The organism is Shewanella cutis, from assembly GCF_022410515.1.
Taxonomy (GTDB): Bacteria; Pseudomonadota; Gammaproteobacteria; order Enterobacterales; family Shewanellaceae; genus Shewanella; species Shewanella cutis.
The window spans coordinates 364,830-384,495 of sequence record NZ_JACSDI010000003.1; the positions used below are offsets into that span (position 1 = coordinate 364,830).

At 45.7% G+C, this 19,666-nt stretch carries 18 protein-coding genes and 1 other RNA gene; 9 read left to right on the plus strand and 10 right to left on the minus strand.

Annotated features, from left to right (window positions below; translation table 11 throughout):
- The 4 genes from H9J30_RS08275 to pspF form a co-directional block, all read right to left on the minus strand.
- Entirely contained in the window at positions 1–891 is an 891-nt protein-coding gene (locus tag H9J30_RS08275; RefSeq protein ID WP_240130576.1) for an ABC transporter permease subunit, read from the minus strand.
- Positions 878–1,909 (minus strand): ABC transporter permease, encoded by a 1,032-nt coding sequence (locus tag H9J30_RS08280; RefSeq protein ID WP_240130577.1) that lies wholly within the window; start codon positions 1,907–1,909, stop codon positions 878–880. Before H9J30_RS08280 ends, H9J30_RS08275 begins: the two co-directional genes overlap by 14 nt.
- On the minus strand, positions 1,909–3,534 hold the full coding sequence (locus tag H9J30_RS08285; protein ID WP_240130578.1) for an ABC transporter substrate-binding protein: 1,626 nt from the start codon (positions 3,532–3,534) through the stop codon (positions 1,909–1,911). The genes H9J30_RS08280 and H9J30_RS08285 overlap by 1 nt, the downstream gene beginning before the upstream one ends.
- A 69-nt stretch (positions 3,535–3,603) precedes the next feature.
- Positions 3,604–4,695, minus strand: coding sequence for a phage shock protein operon transcriptional activator (pspF, locus tag H9J30_RS08290; protein ID WP_240130579.1), 1,092 nt, complete (start codon positions 4,693–4,695; stop codon positions 3,604–3,606).
- A gap of 177 nt (positions 4,696–4,872) precedes the next feature.
- On the opposite strand from pspF, the gene pspA reads away from it, so the two are divergent.
- The 8 genes from pspA to ffs all read left to right on the plus strand — a co-directional run bounded on the left by pspA (position 4,873) and on the right by ffs (position 11,359).
- Positions 4,873–5,556 carry a phage shock protein PspA gene (pspA, locus tag H9J30_RS08295; protein ID WP_240130580.1) on the plus strand — a complete coding sequence of 228 codons (684 nt, stop codon included), beginning with the start codon at positions 4,873–4,875 and terminating at the stop codon, positions 5,554–5,556.
- Between the two features lie 17 nt (positions 5,557–5,573).
- Positions 5,574–5,813 (plus strand): envelope stress response membrane protein PspB, encoded by a 240-nt coding sequence (gene pspB / locus H9J30_RS08300; protein WP_240130581.1) that lies wholly within the window; start codon positions 5,574–5,576, stop codon positions 5,811–5,813.
- Positions 5,800–6,186, plus strand: coding sequence for an envelope stress response membrane protein PspC (gene pspC / locus H9J30_RS08305; protein ID WP_037428145.1), 387 nt, complete (start codon positions 5,800–5,802; stop codon positions 6,184–6,186). Before pspB ends, pspC begins: the two co-directional genes overlap by 14 nt.
- Before the next feature lie 115 nt (positions 6,187–6,301).
- Positions 6,302–7,759 (plus strand): YcjX family GTP-binding protein, encoded by a 1,458-nt coding sequence (locus tag H9J30_RS08310; RefSeq protein ID WP_240130582.1) that lies wholly within the window; start codon positions 6,302–6,304, stop codon positions 7,757–7,759.
- A complete protein-coding gene (locus tag H9J30_RS08315; protein WP_240130583.1) occupies positions 7,756–8,952 on the plus strand; it encodes a TIGR01620 family protein in 1,197 nt (398 codons plus the stop codon). The genes H9J30_RS08310 and H9J30_RS08315 overlap by 4 nt, the downstream gene beginning before the upstream one ends.
- 313 nt (positions 8,953–9,265) lie before the next feature.
- Positions 9,266–10,459, plus strand: a complete 1,194-nt coding sequence (gene megL / locus H9J30_RS08320; RefSeq protein ID WP_240130584.1) for a methionine gamma-lyase — start codon at positions 9,266–9,268, stop codon at positions 10,457–10,459.
- Positions 10,460–10,670: 211 nt separating this feature from the next.
- On the plus strand, positions 10,671–11,036 hold the full coding sequence (locus tag H9J30_RS08325) for a ComEA family DNA-binding protein (protein WP_240130585.1): 366 nt from the start codon (positions 10,671–10,673) through the stop codon (positions 11,034–11,036).
- A gap of 225 nt (positions 11,037–11,261) precedes the next feature.
- An RNA gene (ffs, locus tag H9J30_RS08330) (signal recognition particle sRNA small type) lies at positions 11,262–11,359 on the plus strand.
- A gap of 142 nt (positions 11,360–11,501) precedes the next feature.
- Here ffs and H9J30_RS08335 read toward each other — a convergent pair.
- Genes H9J30_RS08335 through dinG form a run of 6 tightly spaced genes read right to left on the minus strand, consistent with a single transcriptional unit; the run spans position 11,502 to position 16,944 of the window.
- Positions 11,502–11,786: a late competence development ComFB family protein gene (locus H9J30_RS08335; RefSeq protein ID WP_240130586.1), complete on the minus strand. Its 285-nt coding sequence runs from the start codon at positions 11,784–11,786 to the stop codon at positions 11,502–11,504.
- Positions 11,787–11,807: 21 nt separating this feature from the next.
- Positions 11,808–12,722, minus strand: coding sequence for a histone deacetylase family protein (locus H9J30_RS08340; RefSeq protein WP_240130587.1), 915 nt, complete (start codon positions 12,720–12,722; stop codon positions 11,808–11,810).
- Between the two features lie 5 nt (positions 12,723–12,727).
- Positions 12,728–13,420 (minus strand): DUF2057 domain-containing protein, encoded by a 693-nt coding sequence (locus H9J30_RS08345; protein ID WP_240130588.1) that lies wholly within the window; start codon positions 13,418–13,420, stop codon positions 12,728–12,730.
- A 9-nt stretch (positions 13,421–13,429) separates the two neighbouring features.
- Positions 13,430–14,098, minus strand: a complete 669-nt coding sequence (locus H9J30_RS08350) for a primosomal replication protein (RefSeq protein ID WP_240130589.1) — start codon at positions 14,096–14,098, stop codon at positions 13,430–13,432.
- Positions 14,089–14,862 carry a sulfite exporter TauE/SafE family protein gene (locus tag H9J30_RS08355; protein WP_240130590.1) on the minus strand — a complete coding sequence of 258 codons (774 nt, stop codon included), beginning with the start codon at positions 14,860–14,862 and terminating at the stop codon, positions 14,089–14,091. The genes H9J30_RS08350 and H9J30_RS08355 overlap by 10 nt, the downstream gene beginning before the upstream one ends.
- A gap of 9 nt (positions 14,863–14,871) precedes the next feature.
- On the minus strand, positions 14,872–16,944 hold the full coding sequence (gene dinG / locus H9J30_RS08360; protein ID WP_240130591.1) for an ATP-dependent DNA helicase DinG: 2,073 nt from the start codon (positions 16,942–16,944) through the stop codon (positions 14,872–14,874).
- A 113-nt stretch (positions 16,945–17,057) separates the two neighbouring features.
- Here dinG and H9J30_RS08365 point away from each other — a divergent pair, with 113 nt between their 5' ends.
- Entirely contained in the window at positions 17,058–19,547 is a 2,490-nt protein-coding gene (locus H9J30_RS08365) for a DNA polymerase II (protein ID WP_240130592.1), read from the plus strand.
- Positions 19,548–19,666 lie beyond the last annotated feature (119 nt).

The window sequence follows — 19,666 nt, forward strand, 5'->3', positions numbered from 1 at the left end:
TTAGTTTCTGATGGGCGCAAGCGCCGATCTTAAGCCATCGCCAACCAAGTTAATGGCAAGCACACTAAAGAGAATCGCAAGCCCTGGAATCGTCACAGTCCAAGGTGCGGTGAGTAAATTATCCATGCCTTGCGCCACCATCGCCCCCCATTCTGGGCTTGGGGCTTGAGCGCCAAGGCTTAAAAAGCCAAGTGCGGCAATATCTAAAATGGCAGCAGAGATGGCTAAGGTGGTTTGAATAATCACTACCTCCCATACGTTTGGCATAATCACATACCAAAAAATCTGTAGCGAATTGGCACCATCCAAACGGGCCGCGGTAACATACTCTTTTTGTAATTCTTCATGAACCGATTGATGAATTGAGCGCACAAACTGTGGCGTTAAGGCGATTCCTACCGCCCAAAACACGTTTTCAAGCCCAGGGCCCATGACTGCAACCACTAAAATCGCCATCAGCAGTGAAGGGATGGAGAGCAGCGCATCGAGTAAATGGCCCAAAATACTGGATTTTAATCCACGCATCATTCCTGAAAGTGACCCGATGATAAATCCGGTAAATAAAGCTGTACCGACAATCATTAATGCCATACCAAAAGTCAAATGCGCGCCATGTAGCAGGCGGCTAAAAATATCGCGGCCAAGATCATCTGTGCCTAAAAAGTGCGATACAGTGCCGGAGGGATCCCAAGAGGGCGGTAATAATAGGGCGCGTGGATCTTGCGCCTCTGGCGCAAAGGGGGCAATGAGAGGACCAAAGAGGGTGAGCAGCAGCAAAAAAGCAATGGTCCATAGCCCTGCTAAGGCAAAAGGGTTTGCCGAAAAATTTTGCCAGACCCGCATCATAGGGGAGGCAATTTGATCTTCCTGATAAATTTTAACTAGAGGCATAAAGATCTTTTCTGCTTAATGGATTGAAGACTGTGTGCAGCACCTCAATCAAGATACTTAAAAAGATGATCAGCAAGGCAACAGCCAAGATCCCGCCTTGAATAACAGTATAATCCCGCTGATAAATCCCCGATACTAACCAAGAACCTACACCTGGCCATGAAAATATTACTTCCACAACAATAGCATAGCTAGCAAACGAGCCAAGCATTAAACCCAAGTGCTTTAATACAGGGATAAGCGCGTTTGGTAAGGCATGGCGTAAAATAATGGTATTAGTATGCATACCTCTGGCTTCCGCTGCGCGGATAAAGGTTTGATTCATCACATTCATCATCGCAGAGCGCGTGCTGCGTACTACTACGGTAAAAGGCAGCACTGCGAGCGTAGTCGCGGGCAGAATGATGTGCAATAAGGCATCTTTAAAAGCCGGTATACGGTATTGCGAATCGGAAAGTAGGATGTCGACCAGCATAAAACCAGTGACAGGCTTTATTTCATATAAAAGATTGAGTTGCCCCGAAATTGGCAGCCAACCGAGATCGACACCAAACCATAGCGATAAATACAAACCTAACCAAAATACCGGAACAGAGTAGCCCGTAAGGGTTATGGCCATAATGGTATTTTGGGTAAGTTTATGCTGGCTTTGTGAAGCCAAAACACCTAAAGGAACACCTAAGCCAATGGCAATCACTGCGGCCATGAAGGCGAGTTCAAAGGAGGCAGGGAGAACGGTACTCAACTCCACTGCAACGCTTTGATGGGACGTGACAGATACGCCCAAATTTCCGCCGAGTCTTTGCTGTAAATAAGCAATAAACTGCATCGGTTTGTTGCTATCTAATTTATAGTCTTGCTCAATTTGGAGTAACTGACTCGCCGAAGGTGAATGTATGCCAGTCAGGGCAAAAGTACGCTCAACTGGAAACAGGCCTGTTGCATAAAATAGCACACCAATCATGATGAGTGATGTTGCTAGGAATAAATTCAGGCGCCGTAACAGGTATCTTAACATCAGTTAGTCTCCTGCGAGGTTTGGCTTGTTTTTACAAAAGAAATGCCGCCAAAAGGTGTGAGTTGCATATCATGTACATTATTACGGGTTAAAGCGACCCGTTTTGCATGGGCTAAACTTAGCATGGGCACTTGATCAGCTAAAAAGGCTTCGGCTTCTTGATAAATTTGTTTGCGATCAGCTTGAGTTGAGACTTCTCTGGCTCTATCTAAAATGGCGTCAAATTGTTTATTACACCAGCGGGAGCGATTGTTGTTCGATTCCATCGATGAGCAGCTAAGTAGTGGTGTGAAAAAGTTGTCTGGATCGCTGTTATCGGCATTCCAGCCAATCAGTACTGAGTCATATTCATCTCGGCTTAACCTTTGGGTAAAGACACTCCAGTCGTAACTGATGATATTGACTTTTACGCCGATATTGGCCAAATCAGATTGAATTAACTCTGCTGTTTTCAGTGCGTTAGGATTATAAGCTCTCGCAACAGGCATTGCCCAAATATCGATGCTCAGATTACTGATGCCAGCTTCTTTTAGCAGATCTCTGGCTTTTTGAGGATTGTAATCCAACAGCTTTTTATTGCTGTCGTAGGCCCATGAGGCTGGCGGGAGCACGCCAATCGCCTCGATCGCTGTATTTTGATAAACAGCACGTAAGATATTTTGTTTATCCACCGCATGGGCGAGGGCGCGGCGCACTCGAACATCATCTAATGGTGGTTTTTGAGTATTAAAGGCCCAAAATGCCACATTAAGCCCAGGTTGTGATTCGATTTTGAGCTGCTCATGTTGTTTGATAACCGGCAGTTCTCCCGCTTTGGGCAGGGCTGAAACACTACAATCACCCGCGATCAATTTGGCCAGTCTCACGGTACTTTTGGGCGTGATATCATAGACCAGCATCTCCACATTGGCGGGTTCTCCCCAAAAGTCAGGATTACGGCGATAGCGAATATATTCGTTTTTAGCGTAATGCACTAAAGTAAAAGGCCCAGTACCGATGGCGAAGTGGTCAATATTTTCAGGGTGCCCAAGCGCAAGTTGTTGCTCGGCATATTCACTGGAAAGGATTACTGCAAAATCAGTGGCCAGATTCGATAAAAATGACGCATCTTTTCGAGCTAAACGAAACACCACTTCATGGTCATTGATTTTTTCGACACTTTTAACTTGTTCTGAAAAACCAATGCTTTGGAAAAAAGGATAACCAGTGCGCGACACACCATGATAAGGATGATGCTCGTCGATAATTCGATTGAAGGAAAACAGCACGTCATCGGCGTTAAAAGAGCGACTTGGCGTAAAACGGGTCGAGTGCTGAAACTTAACATTCTCCCTGAGTGTAAAACGATAGCTAAGACCATCATCACTTTCAGCCCAGCTAGTCGCCAGCGCGGGCACGAGTTGACCAGAGATAGCATCATAGTCCACTAAGCGGCTATAAATTTGGTGTGATGTTGCATCGATAGTGGTGCCAGAGGTCACCAACTGCGGATTAAAAGACTCGGGATTCCCTTCGGAACAATAAACCAAACCAGAAGGGAGTTGTTGGGGGCCACATGCAACCAACAACCCACTCATGCAGAAAACGGCAGTTGTTAGGCAAAGGCGTCTTATTAACACACTCATTTAAAAATCATTATTTTATCGACTATGAACCGCTATTTTAGCAGTGCATCTCGCCGATGGGCAATCTGCTTATGCTTTATCGAGCAAATTGTACTTTTTAAGAATGCCGCGCAGCTGATGGTAGCTTAAGCCAAGGATTTCAGCGGTCTTCTTTTGATTGTACTGACTTGCCGATAAGGCTTGCTGAATAAGCTCCATCTCATAACGCTCGGTTTGCTCTTTAAAGTCTAAGGGAAAATTAAAGTTGATTGTTATCGATTCCGAGGTTTTGGTAACCTCTGTATCGGTTATTGTGGTAACGATAGGCGGACTCGCTAAAGGTACATGAGGTGGTGGTGTGATTTGTCGCTCTCGAGTACGAATTCGTGTTGTCGGTCTGTACGGTGAGGCGAAGGGGTCGAGAATAATATGCTCAATGGGCCTATTCTCACCATAATTACGGTAAACACTACGCTCGACCACGTTTTTAAGTTCACGAATATTTCCTGGCCAGTCATGGCTCATCAGTTGATCAATCGCGCTGGCACTGAAGCCACTGAAGAGTTCCAGCTTAAGTTGCCGCGCCATGCCCACGGCAAAGTACTCCGCTAATGTCATGATATCTTCTGGGCGACAACGCAGTGGTGGCAGGGTGATAACATCAAAAGCCAGACGATCGAGTAAGTCGGCCCTAAACTCGCCTGCTTCGGCTAATGAAGGCAGATCTTCGTTGGCCGCACATATTAGCCGTACATCGGTTTGAATGGTTTTACTGCCGCCGACCCGTTCAAATTCACCGTATTCGATGACACGCAGCAGTTTTTCTTGAATTAACCCTGAGGTATTGGCTAACTCGTCAAGAAATAGCGTTCCACCATCGGCCCGTTCAAAACGGCCTTCGTGTTTGCCTTTGGCGCCAGTAAAGGCCCCAGATTCGTGGCCAAACAATTCACTTTCAAGCAGGTTTTCGCTCAAAGATGAACAATTTAGCTTAATAAAACCTTGATCCCAGCGTTTAGACAGATAATGTAAGCGTTCGGCAATCAGCTCCTTACCCGTACCGCGTTCACCAATAATCAGTACAGGTTTAGAAAGCGGCGCTATCTGCGAAACATGTTCTAACACTTCGAGTAGGGCGTTCGATTGGCCGATCAGGTTGTTTTGCTGAAATTTATTATCCACGATATTTTTTAGTCTTTAACGCTAAATTTTGGTGAAAATCATAATAAGTGGCTTGAGCTGTAAAATAAAGTAAAAGTTAATTAAATGTTTATCTATTTGAATTTAAATAATAAATAAAAGTTGGCACAGTTAGTGTATTACCCTGAGCGAGACCAACATTAATTTGAGGATAGCATTATGGGTATTTTCTCTCGTTTCGCCGATATCATTAACTCTAATATCAGCGCATTACTCGACAAAGCCGAAGACCCTGAAAAAATGGTTCGCCTGATCATCCAAGAAATGGAAGATACACTGGTAGAAGTGCGTTCAACCTCAGCAAAAGTATTGGCTGAAAAGAAAGAATTGCATCGCCGTATCAGCCGAGTTGAGGAGCAAGTTCAGGATTGGCAGGATAAAGCGGAACTGGCTCTTTCAAAAGACCGCGAAGATTTAGCCAAAGCGGCTTTAGTTGAAAAACAAAAAGCGGCTGGTTTGGTGGATACCTTAAACCAAGAATTGGCGGTGCTGGATGAGCATATCGCTCGTTTAAAAGACGAAGTGAGCCTGCTGCAGGAAAAACTGTTAGATGCAAAAGCGCGTCAAAAGACCATTATTTTGCGCACTCAAACAGCGTCATCACGTTTAGAAGTGAAAAAGCAGTTAGATTCAAGCAAAATTGATAACGCCATGCTTAAGTTTGAGCAATATGAGCGCCGTGTTGAAGGATTAGAAGCCCAGGTTGAATCCTACGATCTTGGCAGCAAAAAAACCTTAGCTGATGAGTTTGCGGCATTAGAAGCTGAAGATTCAGTCAATGCGGAGCTGGAGGCGCTCAAGGCAAAAGTCAAAGGCAAAGCTCCCACAAAGGCAGAAGAATAACATTTTAGAGGTGAGTTATGGATATGGACATACTAATGGCTCCGATTATCATCTTCATGGTAGTGGTCGCGCCAATATGGTTAGTTCTTCATTATCGCAGTAAGCGACAAGTGAGCCAGGGACTCACTGAGGAAGAGTTTTCGCAGCTTAATGAGTTGATCACCAAAGCCGATAAAATGGCTGCACGTATTGAAACCTTAGAGGCGATTCTTGATTCAGAATCGCCTGAATGGAGGGGGAAACATGAGAGGATCTAATGGTCGAACTTTGTACCGTATTCCCCAGTCAGGTAAAATCGCTGGTGTGTGTGCAGGGATAGCTGAATACTTTGCAATTGAAACTTGGTTAGTACGAGTGCTTGCGGTTTCTATCTTCCTATTGGGTGGTTCGGGTGTCGTCTTTATTATCTATGTGGCGTTATGGGTGATACTCGATATTAAACCCCAAAATAGCTCTGTTAGGGATGACATTGAAGTGAAGAAGAAGCCTTGGCAGTCGGGGGAGCCTGCTAAACAAGCACTGAGCGATGTGAGTCGTCAATTTAGAAGCTTAGAGGTGAGATTGCAAAACCTTGAACGGCATGTGACGTCTGACAATTTTGATTTAAAAAGACAAATCAATAGCTTGTAATCCCTCTAAAGGGCGGCCATGTCCGCCCTTGTTGTTTTATCTTTCGTTGATTCCAGTGTCATCTCTCGTTGATTCCAGTATATAGTTATCTCATTCAACATTTAGGGAAATCCTTATGGGAATGCTTGATGTATCGCTCCATAAAATCACACAAAAGAGTCAATCTTTGCTCCACAGAACGGCCGATAGGCATTTGCGCCTTGCGGTAACAGGGTTATCGGGGGCGGGCAAAACGGCTTTTATTACAGGGTTAGTCAATCAATTACTCAATAGCGGCGCTGCATCATCTGCATCGCATTCTCGCCAACATGGTTTGCCTCTTTGGCAGGTGAGCCGTGAACAACGTTTGCTTGGGGTTAAGCGAGCGATGCAGCCGGATCTTGAAATCGCGAGTTTTGATTATCAGGGCGCTATGTTAGCGCTGACTTCAAATCCTCCTACTTGGCCTGAATCGACTCGCACTATTTCTGAATTGCGTTTAGCCATTAAATATCGGCCAGAAAAGGGATTTCTCGCCAAGTTTGCCGATACCGCAACGCTGTATTTAGATATTGTGGATTACCCCGGTGAGTGGCTTTTAGATTTACCTATGCTGCGCCAAAGCTATGTTGAGTGGTGTACTGCTCAGCAGCAGCGGATTGCGGTTTTGAAGAGTTCACCTTTATACACAGGGTTTGAAACGTCGTTAAGTGCACTCAATTTAACGGCGATGGCCGATGAATCGGAACTGAAACGGCTTGCCGATCAATATCAGCAGTTATTGCATGATTTAGTACACGTGCAGGGCTATTACCAAGCGCAGCCTGGGCGGATGTTATTACCAGGAGAGTGGCAAGGTGCGCCGCTGCTGGCGTTTTTCCCGCTGTTATCTGTGACTGATGCTCAGTGGAGCAACCTTAAACAAAGTGATAAGCATAGTGCTTTCCATGTGCTGGAAAAGCGCTATCAAGAGTATGTCGCTAAGGTTGTTAAACCTTTTTATAAACAACATTTCGCAGGGTTTGATCGTCAGGTGGTGCTCGTTGATTGCTTTAGTGCGTTAAATCGTGGCAAGTCACAATTCGAAGATATGGGCGCAGCACTAAATGCCATTATGGAGAGTTTTCAATACGGACAATCCAGTTATTTACGCCGGCTTTTTGCGCCGCGGGTTGACCGTTTGCTGTTTGCCGCCAGTAAGGTTGACCATGTCACGCGGGATCAACAAAGTCATGTGCTATCTTTGCTCACCGATATGCTCAAGCACAGTCAGCACTTTGCTGGTTTTGATGGTTGTAAAGTTGAGACTATGGCCATTAGTGCGATTAAGGCCACGCGCCACGGCATGGTGACTACTCAAGATGGGGATGTGGAAGTCGTGCAGGGCACCGGATTGAATGGCCAAGCCCTGACCTTGTTTCCTGGTGAAGTGCCTACTCGCTTACCCGAGTCTACTTTCTGGCGTGAGCAAGGCTTTAACTTTATTGGTTTTGCACCGCCGGACAACCGCAATCTCGATCCTTCTTCGGTGCATTTTGACCATATCCGTCTTGATCACCTTCTGCAGTATCTTGTGGGGGATAAGCTTGAATGAGAAAAGACCCGTTACCACATTCAACTGAGTCACAAATAAATGAGTCGGAGCAGTCTGTTACTTCGATTACAACTCAAACGCTTAAAAAACAGCAAGTATTTGATGCTGAACAGGTCAAGCTTCAGTCTGCAACGGATGAGTTAAAAAGTGCGCAAATGTTTGCGCCACAAACCCCGATAAAAGCGATTGATAACGTTGTTGAAGAGACGTTAGCGGCCCAGCCGCAGGTTTTAGATGTGGCATCCATACGCCCTAAATTACATCAATCCCGCCGTAGGTCTCGGTTGGCGCGCTTATCACTAATGGCATTACTGTTACTCACGCTAGTGCAGACAGGTCTTGGTTTGCGGGATGCTTGGCTTGAAAGTCCGTGGCTATTTAGTTTTTATGGCGCCGTGCTTGGGATTGTGGGCAGCTGGGCCATAGTGGGTGTTATTGGCGAATATCGAAAACTCAAACGGCTTAAACAAGTTGCTGATACGCAAGAGACAGGAGCAAGGCTAGCCCTGAGTATGCAAATGGGTGAGGCCGATGGTTTTATCGATAATATCGTACGACATTATCCCGATAGCCAAGGATTACAACGGCTGCGCCACTCGTTAAAAGATGAACATAACGATGCCGAAAAAGTGCTGTTATTTGAGGACTTAGTCCTAACGGAGCGGGACGAACTCGCGAAAAAAATCGTGCGTCGATATGCGGCCGAGTCTGCAGTGTTATTGGCGGCTAGCCCGCTTGCTGCATTGGATATGGCGATCATTCTTTGGCGTAATCAGCGAATGCTACGTGATGTCGCCGCTTGTTATGGTATCGAATTGGGTTACTGGAGCCGGATTAAACTCATTCGCAGCATAGTGATCAACATTATTTATGCCGGCACCAGTGAGTTAGTCACGGACTTAGGCACTCAACTGCTGTCGGTTGAGATGACAGGTAAATTATCCGCGCGGCTTGCCCAAGGATTAGGGGGCGGTTTGTTAACCGCTCGCCTAGGATATCAGGCCATGGCACTATGCCGTCCCATCCGTTTCAAGGATGAACAGCGGCCTAAATTGACTAAAGTCCATCAAGAGTTATTGCTGGAACTTAAACAATTTGCGGGGAATTTATTGACCAAAGATGGGCGTGATGCGCTTAAGAGCCAATTAGAGGCTGCTGAGCTAAAAACCAGCTCAACGGCAAAAGACAAATAACATAGCCGAATGCACAAAACCGCGAGTGCACTTTAGGCTAAATGCTAATGCGTTAATGACTCTGTCATTAGCGCATTTTTTATCGCCGATGTTCTGCCCTAAACGCTGAATGTAACAACTTAGTTACAGTGGTTCTGTTGCTATTTTCACCGTTGCACTGGTTTCAACTGTTCAGCAGGGTATGTTAGTGCTTATTCGATAGGGCTAATGTTTTATTAACTTATCTATATGGACTAAAAACACAAGCAAATCATCATTCCTCGAACAATCAATCAAGAATCGAATGATGTAATGGCATAACAAGGAGCAAGCAATGCAAGATGAATCAAGCAAAATGTGGAAAGCGGCGACCCAAGCCATTCATGTCGGACATGAGCGAGAGGCCTTCGGTTCGTTAGTCACACCACTTTATCAAACTGCAACTTTTGTGTTTGACTCGGCGCAGCAGGGGGGCGAACGTTTTGCAGGCAACGAGCCAGGCTATATCTATACCCGCCTTGGTAATCCGACCGTTGCAGAGCTTGAGCGGAAAATGGCGATATTAGAAGGGGCTGAAGCTGCAGCAGCAACGGCATCGGGGATGGGGGCGGTGTCTGCGGCGCTACTTGCAAACTTACAGATAGGTGATCATCTTGTGGCATCTAATGCGGTATATGGGTGTACTTTTGCGCTAATGACCAACCAATTTGCCCGTTTCGGTATTGATGTGACTTTAGTTGACTTTAGTGAGGTAGAGTTGATTGAGCGGGCTATTAAACCCAATACCAAGGTGATTTTTTGTGAAACGCCAGTGAATCCTCATTTGCAGGTATTTGATCTGAGCGCCATTGCAGCTATTGCCAAACGACATAGTCTGACAAGTATTGTCGATAATACGTTTATGACGCCGCTGCTGCAGCAACCGATAGCGCTGGGCATTGATGTTGTGGTGCACAGTGCGACTAAGTACTTAAATGGGCATGGTGATGTGATTGCGGGCATTGTTTGTGGTAGTGAAGCACAATTACACCGAGTCAAATATGAAATTCTTAAAGATATTGGTGCGGTGATGTCTCCCCACGATGCTTGGCTTATCCTACGAGGCCTTAAAACCTTAGATGTCCGCTTGCAACGCCATTGTGACAATGCGCAGCGAGTTGCTGAGTTTTTAGAGCAACACCCCGCAGTGACTCGAGTTTACTATCCAGGGCTTAAATCCCATTCGGGTCATCGATTTATCGGCCAACAGATGCGGCGTGCAGGAGGGGTGATCGCCTTTGAATTAGCCGCTGATTTTACTCAGGCGATGGCGTTTGTTGGTAACCTTAAATTATTTTCGATTGCGGTCAGTCTGGGCGATGCGGAATCTCTTATTCAACATCCGGCTTCAATGACCCACTCTCCTTACTCGCCAGAAGCGCGTGCCGCTGCGTGCATTGGGGATAATCTGCTGAGAATTTCTGTCGGTTTAGAGGATTGCGACGATATCATCGCTGATTTGAGCCAGGCATTAGCTGCGTTAGTGTAATTTTTAAAAAACCATTTTTTAGGAAAGGATGCCTTCACAGTGTTTTTTCGTGGTATGGCATCCCTAAAATAACGGTTCTGAAGATCCCAATTTTAGCCATAGGTAATATTTGTACTTTGGCATTTGGAAATTTGTAAAAGCTTCGTCTATGTTTGATTGGTGGCCACGGAAGTTGGACGAAAGGCCGAATTTCAAGGAGAGAGGAGCTATTATGAAAGTAAAATCTAGTTTACCTGCGATGGTATGTGCTATTGCATTTTCCGCACTGTTAACCATGCCTGCGATAGCGGCAGATGCGGTAAAAGAAGTATCTAAGTTGCAAAGCCAAGCGAAAACTGAAGCCAAAACTATGGTAAGTGATGCTAAGCAAGCATTACCTGATGCAGCGCAAGTCAATATCAACACCGCTTCAGCTGAACAGTTACAACTGCTAAAGGGTATTGGTGTCGCAAAGGCGCAGGCCATCATCGATTATCGTACCCAAAATGGACAATTTAAGGCTATTGATGAGTTAGCCAATGTTTCAGGTATCGGCGCTAAATTGATTGAGCAAAATCGACATATGATTAAGTTGTAACTCGATTGCATCATCTCGAGTTGTTTGAGCTTGAGTGTTGTTTAGCGAAGAGAAAGCCTGCATTTGCAGGCTTTTATCATTTTAATACTTGCGTTTGCCTATAGATTGTCCAGTTAAACTGGATATTTACCAAACGGGTGGATTAACACTTGATCCCATAGAAGGCATGGGGGATAATCCGCGTCGTTCAGTCATCATCTTGATGCACTCGAAGTTATGGTGACCCTAGGGTCCCCCCGCAATGATAACTTGTGAACTCGGCCAGGCCCGGAAGGGAGCAACCGCAGCAAGCGACTCGTGTGCCGGGGTGTCGGCTCTAGGGGAACCTCCAAATATCCTGTCTTGTTACAATCACTATTCGTTTTCACTTTTATATCGGTGTGTAACCATATTCTTTGATAATTTCACCAATGAATTTAATCGGTTGACGATTATTTATTCCAATTCATGTATTTTAAAATCGATTTACCCTTCGCTTTCTTCCTGTATTCTTTTTTGTAAATTCTGTTTTAGAAAGACGCGCGATTTTTCGAGTGCTGCTTGGATTTCCCGCTTAAGTTCTTGCAATTCATCGTAATCTTCAAAAAAGTAGGTGTCGACTAAGTGGCGAATATAACGTACGGGCAGTTGATTGAGCGTGACACAGCAGAGATCGGCTAAATAATCCTCCGGCAGTTCATCGATGAGGCCTTCATCGGATAACATTTCCATTAAGAGAACTTCGTAATAGTTACGGATTTCGAGTTGCATCGTTGTGCTCCATGGTGGTTTTTATTGAGTGTGCAACCACAAATGGTTTGCTGCAATAAAAAGTTGGCTATGTCTCTGGCTTAATTGTAGTGCGTCTCTGCTATAGCCGCCGCCAATTACCGCGGCGACAGGGATATTTGCCGCTTTGGCTATGGATAGTACGGTGATATCGCGCTGATACAGCCCTTGCTGGCTGATCTTGAGATGACCTAAGTCATCATCCTGATGGATATCAACGCCAGCGTCATAGAGGATTAAATCCGGTTGATGTAGACGGATTAGCAACTCGAGTGTCTGCTCAACGGTGTCTAAATAGGCGCTATCATTCGTGCCTTTGACAAGTTCAATATCGTAGTGTGAATGTTGTTTACGGCTAGGGAAGTTGTCTTTGCAGTGAATAGAACAACTGATAATCCCTTGATGTAGTTGGCTAAGAGTGGCAGTGCCATCGCCTTGATGAACGTCACAATCAAAAATCAAAATCTTATGCAGTTGCTGCTCCGCTATAAGTTTTCGCGCCGCAATAATTAAGTCATTGAAAATACAGTAGCCACTGCCGAACTCATAGTGCGCATGGTGATAACCCCCGGTTAAGTGCAGTGCTATACCTGTTTGCAATGCTAAGGCTGTTGTCAAACTGGTGCCCGCAACGGAATGCAAAGTGCGTTCAACCAATGCTTCACTCCAGGGAAATCCAATGCGCCTGAGTGCAGAAGTCGCTAAGGTGCCATCAATAAACTGCTCAACGTAATCCCGATGGTGCACTTGCATTATCTCCTCGGCTGTCATTGGCGTAGGAGTGTGAAATTGTGTAGGCGTGGCAAGTTGGTTATCGAGGAGAAACTGATAAAGATGTGCGTATTTGGTGGTGGGGAAGCGATGGTGGGCGGGTAACGCCAGCTTAGAGTAGCTGGCGTGATAAACCAATGGGATCATGTAAATTAGAGCTGTGAAATTGCCCAGCTCATAAACTCTTTACGAGTTTTCTCGTCAGCTTGTAACCACCAGTACTGTAACATCTGTTGTGGGTTTGCACCGGTTGCTTTTGAGGCGTCGGTTGGTGCTGTTATTGATGTTGCACTTACTGCGACTTGCGCTGATGTAGGTGCTGGTGTCGCTGCGACGGCCGCTGCGCCTGCAACACCTGTTGCTGTGGCAGCAGTACCAGAAACATCCACCGCTTGGTTACCACTGAATAGACGAGATACGAAGCTCTCTTCTTCAATGTTTGTATTGGTGACCTGATAGTTCACTTGAGCTTTGTCAGCACGGGTTAGCACTACTTGGGGATTTTGGGCAAACACTTTAGGCTTTTTAACGACTTTGCCTTCAGCGGCTTGTAAATAATATTGATGATCGCCATCGACCTCTAGGGTCACAATAAAGGGAGATGACTTAACAAAAGTTTGGCTGTCACTGAAATCATCTTCCACCATTTCGTGGTAGCGAATAGCGATTTTGTGGGTGCCGGGTGCCAATTCTAAACTGCTTTTATGGTTGAATACGCTGGACTCGACTTTTTTGCCGTCGAGGGCAAGGTATTCGAATGACATAGGGATATTCAGATCTGCGGCAAAGACTGAGGCAGAGCCGAGTAGCACTAGCAGGCTGCTGATTGGCAAAAGTGATTTCATTGTTGCTCCTTAACGATTATGGCTCTGATACGGACGTTCGAATGCTTGAATGCGATCTTCGATATAACTGATAGCTTGCCTGCATTTACCTAAACGACGATGCATCAAAAGGATGTCATTTTGCAAACTGATTTTGTCAGCACTATGACAGTTTTCAAGTTTTGATTCCATTTCTGCAATTTTTTGTTCGAATTTCTTCGCCCAATTCAGATGCTTATTCAGCTCTGCATAGATTTCGTGGCTATTTTGTAACACATTGCTAGCGATCCAAGCAAACCCACTCGCTTGGTGAGACTGGTTTTGCTGCTGAGCAAAACGCGCGCGTTTACTTGCTCGTTGTTGATTTTTGGACTTTACGTCAATCGATGTTGTCAGTAAGGCGCGTTTAACCGCGGTAAATCTGTCTTGGATACGCTCACAGCTCATGGCGATGGTTTGCGGCGCGAGTTTTAGTGCTATTTGCTTCTCTAACTGAACGATACTACTGCGAATTTGCTCAATGCATGGCATAAGTTGAGCGCCATGCTGAATGAACAGTGACTGATTAAAGCGCTCAATATCTTGCAGAAGTTTGCGTTGGCTTGGCACAAGGTGACTGTCGTGTTGCAGTACTTCTTGCTCTAATGTTGTTAGCTGATTTTTCAACGTACTGATTAGCTGCGATGTGTTCAAAACCATGCGCTCCAAGCCAGATTAGCGGCAATTGACAGGACGATTAATATAAATAAAGGCCGTATAAATGGCATGCCAAATTTTATTGCACAGCGGGCGCCAACAAAGGAACCTAGCATCATTGATAGACCCATCCACAGGCCTATCTGCCAGTGTACTTGTCCTAGAAAGCCAAAAATCGCCAGTGCGGTCAGGTTACTGGTAAAGGTCATGGCTCTAGCGAGCGCACAGCTATGTAACAATGGCAGTTTGTAGAGTGTTCCTGAACTGACCGTCCAAAACGCGCCAATGCCTGGGCCAGCAAAACCATCGTATGCGCCCAGTATCAAACCTTGCAGGGTCTGTTTCAACTTGGGCTGGGTTTGTGTTGGTGCTTGGCAATTAGTATCTGAGATGGCATTGGGGCTGAGTAAACTGTATATCGCGATGCCGATAATCAACAGTGGTAAGGCTTTTTCAAGCCATTGAGCATTTAACAAATAAACCAATATGCTACCTAAGACTGCACCAATAAAAGTGGCGATAAAAGCTATATACCAAAAGGCGGGTTTGAGTAAGTGTTGACGATAAAAGGTCCACGCAGCCATTGAGGAGCCAAAACTGGCGGCAAATTTGTTGGTACCTAAGGCGGTATGAGGTGGTATACCAAGGGTGAGTAGGGCTGGGATTGATAATAGGCCTCCACCACCGACCACAGCATCGATAAAACCGGCAACTAAGCCAATGGCGGCCAATAAGGCCCAGTTACTGGGCTCGAGTAACAACTCCAAATCTTAATCCTACTCTATGACTCGTCTAAAGGGAGGCAGAGCGTCTAGCAAAGATTTGCCGTAACGTTTGGTCACTAATCGCCTATCTAAAATAGTGACGCGGCCATAATCCTGCTCTTTACGCAGTAATCTACCACAACTTTGAATCAGTTTTCGCGATGCATCTGGAATGGTCAGTTGCAGAAACGGATTTCCACCCTTTATTTTCACATACTCAGCATGGGCTTGCTCAACCGGAGAGGTTGGTACGGCAAAGGGTAGCTTAGTCACAATGAGGTTAGTCAGGTAATCACCGGGTAAGTCTAAGCCTTCAGAAAAACTGCCAGTACCGAATAAGATGCTCGGCTCCCCTTTGTCACATTTGGCCTTGTGGGTTTCGAGCAGTTGTTGGCGCGGGGCATTACCTTGAATTAGGAGGTTCTGCGCAAGTTTGCCTTCGAGTAATTCGGCAACTTTTTCCATTTGCCAGTAGGAAGCGAACAGCACCAAGGTTGCCATTTCACCTTCAATCAGTTGAAGGATTTGTTCGGCAAGTTCGGCGGTATAGGCATCGTCCGTCGGCTCGGTTTTCATTTTAGGTAAGTAAAGTGTGGCGTTATTGGGATAATCAAAGGGCGATTGCAGGGCAAGATAACGGCTGCCGTCCTTGAGTGATAATCCCACTTGATGGGCAAAGTGGTCGAAGTTATTGAGTGCGCGCAGCGTGGCACTGCACAGCACAACCCCCGCGGCCTTTTGCCAAAGCATGGTTTCCAGCATAAAGCCCACTTCAATCGGCGAGGCGCTGAATAGGTAATCGACTTGCTTGCCTGTAATTAACTCAATCCAACGGGCCATAGGGGCGCCTTTATTGGAGTCTTCCTTGGCCATCATCTTCCAGAGTTTTTGGAGATTTTCTAGCCGTTGCAACATAAAGCCCATTTCGGCCTGCAGTGCTTCCGCTTGATGCTTAGGAATATCGCCATCCTTTATTGCTTCTGCGAGCAATAATTGCATTTTATTAAATTGCTTAAGTGCGAGATTGGCTGTCGTCGCGAGGTTCTCTGCGGGGATTTTTAGTGCGTCAGGTAATTTGCCATGCTCGAAGCGATAACGGCTCTCGGGGTTAGCAAACTGCTTAGTTTGGGTGTCACAGTAGTGGGCGACTTGATTGAGTTGGCCAATGAGATCGCCAATATGATCTTGCATTGCCTGAGCGGGGGCAATGATATTGTTACTTTTTATTTGATTTTGTAATTTAGCGCTGGTCTTGCCAACTTTTTCGAGCCAGTCGGTGGCGCCTCTTAGGGTTGCCTGTGCGCTGGAAAAATCCCGAGCGACAATTGGCAAATGGTGGGCTTCGTCAATGACGTAAAATACCTCTTCGGGATCGGGCAAAATCACCCCGCCGCCAAGTTCTAAATCGGCAAACAATAAGCTGTGGTTAGCAATGAGTACATCCCAAGTATCGACATCTTCACGGGCCTTATGAAACGGGCAATTACGATGACTGGCGATTTGTCGATGACAACTGTGTTTATCGCAGGCAATTTGTTGCCAGAGATGATCTGGTATCGGCGTTGATAAAGTGTCAATTTCACCATTCCAACGGCCTTCATTAAAATCGGTTAACAGCGTTTGCAGCATGGCAATTTGGCTATTATCCGGCTTAGTTTGCCACATAGCCATTTGGGTACTGTTATCATCACCAATTAGCATGGCAAGCTTAGATAAACAAACATAACGCTGACGCCCTTTGACAAGCCCGAAGCGAAAGTTTAATCCTGATTGCTCAAGGAAAAACGGCAAATCTTTGTGCAGCAATTGCTCTTGTAGTGCCACGGTTGCGGTGGCGATACAGACCTTTTTCTTACTCGCCAGCGCCAGCGGGATCGTGCCTAAAATATAAGATAATGATTTTCCTATCCCCGTACCCGCTTCGACCACAATGATGCGTCTATCCTTGTCATAGTCACCTGCAAGTGTTTTAGAGATTTCTGCCACCATAAAGTTTTGCTCGCGCCGAGGCCTAAAATTAGGCAAAGAGGCGGCAATATCTTTATAGATAGCGCGGATCTGGTTTTTTACGTTGTCAGGTAACATGCGGCACTACTTTATCGAATTAATGCTGTACATAATAACAGTGATTGCATAGCCTAAGAAACTTTTCTGCCATTTTATGGCTATTTAATTGAAAACCTAGCGAGAGCATAAGATTGAGACCGCCATTCAGCAGCCCCAGCACGCCGACTTTTGCCAGCTTCACGCCTGAGAGTGTACAGGGCCGAGTGCTGACACGCCACGCGATTGCGCGAGATGGTAATCTGTTGTTGCAATACTATCTCGCTACAGAATCGGGTCCTGTGCTGGTGGAATTGCCTGACACTGAATACATTTGTTTTTGCCATCAAACAGATATGCAGGCTTTGCAGCTACAAACGCCGGGATTGGCGCTACGGTTCGTGCCACTTGAACTTAAGAGCTTTAAAAGACAAGCTGTGGCGGGGATTTATGCCAAGTCCAGTAGCGCATTTAGAAGTTTACAACGGATTGCAAACGATGCGGGTATTCCATTATTCGAGGCTGATATTCGCCCTGAGCAGCGTTTTTTAATTGAACGCTTTGTCGCTCTCGATGTGGCTTTTTTAGGGCACTATGCTAACAACATCAAATGTGGCAATGACGCAGCCATTCAGACTATTAACAAAAGTGAGAACAGTCAGGGACATTTACCGGTTTTCACTGCTATGCGCGCAAAAGCGGTTGCGCCGCAGCCAAGGATTCGGTTGCGCTCGATTTCCCTTGATTTTGAATGCAGTTTTGACGGTTTACTCTATTCTGTGGCGCTTTATGGGCGTGACGTTCAGGCTCACCCCTATGAAAAAGTGATTATGGTGGGGGAGGTGCAATCTGATGCTCCGCAGTACATAGAATGGGTGAGCGATGAGGCGATGCTTATTCGTCAATTGATTGCATGGTTTGCCGAGTTTGATCCCGATGTGATCATTGGTTGGTCGGTGGTGACCTTTGACTTAGCACTGTTATATCGGCGAGCGTTACTGCATCGCATTCCGTTACGTGTTGGTCGTGGTGGCGCGATCCTTGAGTGGAAGGTTGAGAATAAGTTTCGCCCTGAAACCTTAAATTTACCGGGGCGAGTCGTGCTGGATGGCATCGATTGGTTGAAGGCGGCATTTTATCACTTTGAACGCTTTTCTTTGGAATTTGTGGCCCAAGCGCTGCTCGGTGAGGGAAAGGCAATTAACAATGTCGAAAACCGAGTTGAAGAAATTGACGCTTTATTTACTGTAAATAAACAGGCACTTGCTCACTATAACCTGACAGATAGCCGATTGGTATGGGATATCTTCGAGCACACCCAGTTGTGGGATTTTGTCCTCGCACGCGCCGAGTTAACGGGATTAGAACTGGGCCGAGTGGGGGCATCGGTCGCTGCATTTAATCATTTATACCTACCGCATTTACACCGTGCTGGCTATGTCGCGCCTGCAGAACCTGCCAGTCAAGGGATTGAAAGCCCTGGCGGGTATGTGATGGATTCTGTCCCTGGATTTTATCAGCATATTTTAGTTTTTGATTTTAAAAGTCTTTATCCCTCGATAATCCGTACTTTTTTGATCGATCCCAAAGGGCTCATTGAAGGCTTGGATTGCGGGGCGGTACAGGTTACAGATGAATCTGAAACGGTTCCCGGATTTTTAGGGGCTCGTTTTAGTCGGCGACAGCCTATTTTGCCAAAGCTTATTCAAACACTATCGGAACAGCGCGAAAAAGCTAAGCGGGAAGCGAATGCGCCTTTATCGCAAGCGATTAAAATCATTATGAATTCACTTTATGGGGTATTAGGTTCCCAAGGTTGTGTATTTCATGATGCAAAGTTGGCGAGCTCCATTACCATGCGCGGTCATCAGATTATGAAACAGACGCGCGCTTGGATTGAGGAGATGGGCTATCAAGTGATTTACGGTGACACCGATTCTACCTTTGTCTATTTAGGTGATGAGCCTGATTTAAGTGATATTTCCACTTTAGGTAAACAGATAGCCGCGAAAATAAATGCAAACTGGCAGGCTAAAATCACCAAGGACTTTGAGCTAGAAAGTTTTCTCGAGTTACAGTTTGAGCGCCACTACGAGCAATTTTTTATGCCGACCTTGAGGGGATCAGAGGAAGGAAGCAAAAAGCGCTATGTGGGCGCTTGGCGAAATGTGAGTGACGAGTTGGAAATCACTTTTAAGGGGATGGAACAGGTTCGAAGTGATTGGAGCCCTTTAGCGAGAAAGGTTCAGGCTGAACTCTATGAGCGAATGTTCAATCAGCGAGATATTAGCGGTTATCTCGCGGATGTCATAGGCGAACTTCAGGCCGGAAAGCGGGATGCTGAATTAGTGTTTAGCAAACGAATGCGCCGAAATCTTGAAGAGTACACCGCAAAATCCTCCCCCCATGTCAAAGTCGCACGTCAGCTATGTGAGTTAACAGGGAAGGTATCCTATAGCAAGCGAGGCGCACAGATTGATTATGTCATCACGGTAAACGGTCCTGAACCTGTTTCCCATAGATCGTCTACAATTGACTATCAGTATTACATTGATAAACAAATCGGTCCTATCGCTGAGCCTGTTTTTTCAATAATGAAATTAAATTACACTGATATTGCCTCAAAACAACTAATGTTAATTTAATGTTGCCAATGTGTTCTTTGTATTTTATTAACTGTGTTTTGTAGTGTTTTAATCTGTTTTGTGGCGGTTAAATGGTCTGTTTTTGTGATGTTTATCTATAGATTCCTTAGGTTTCCCTT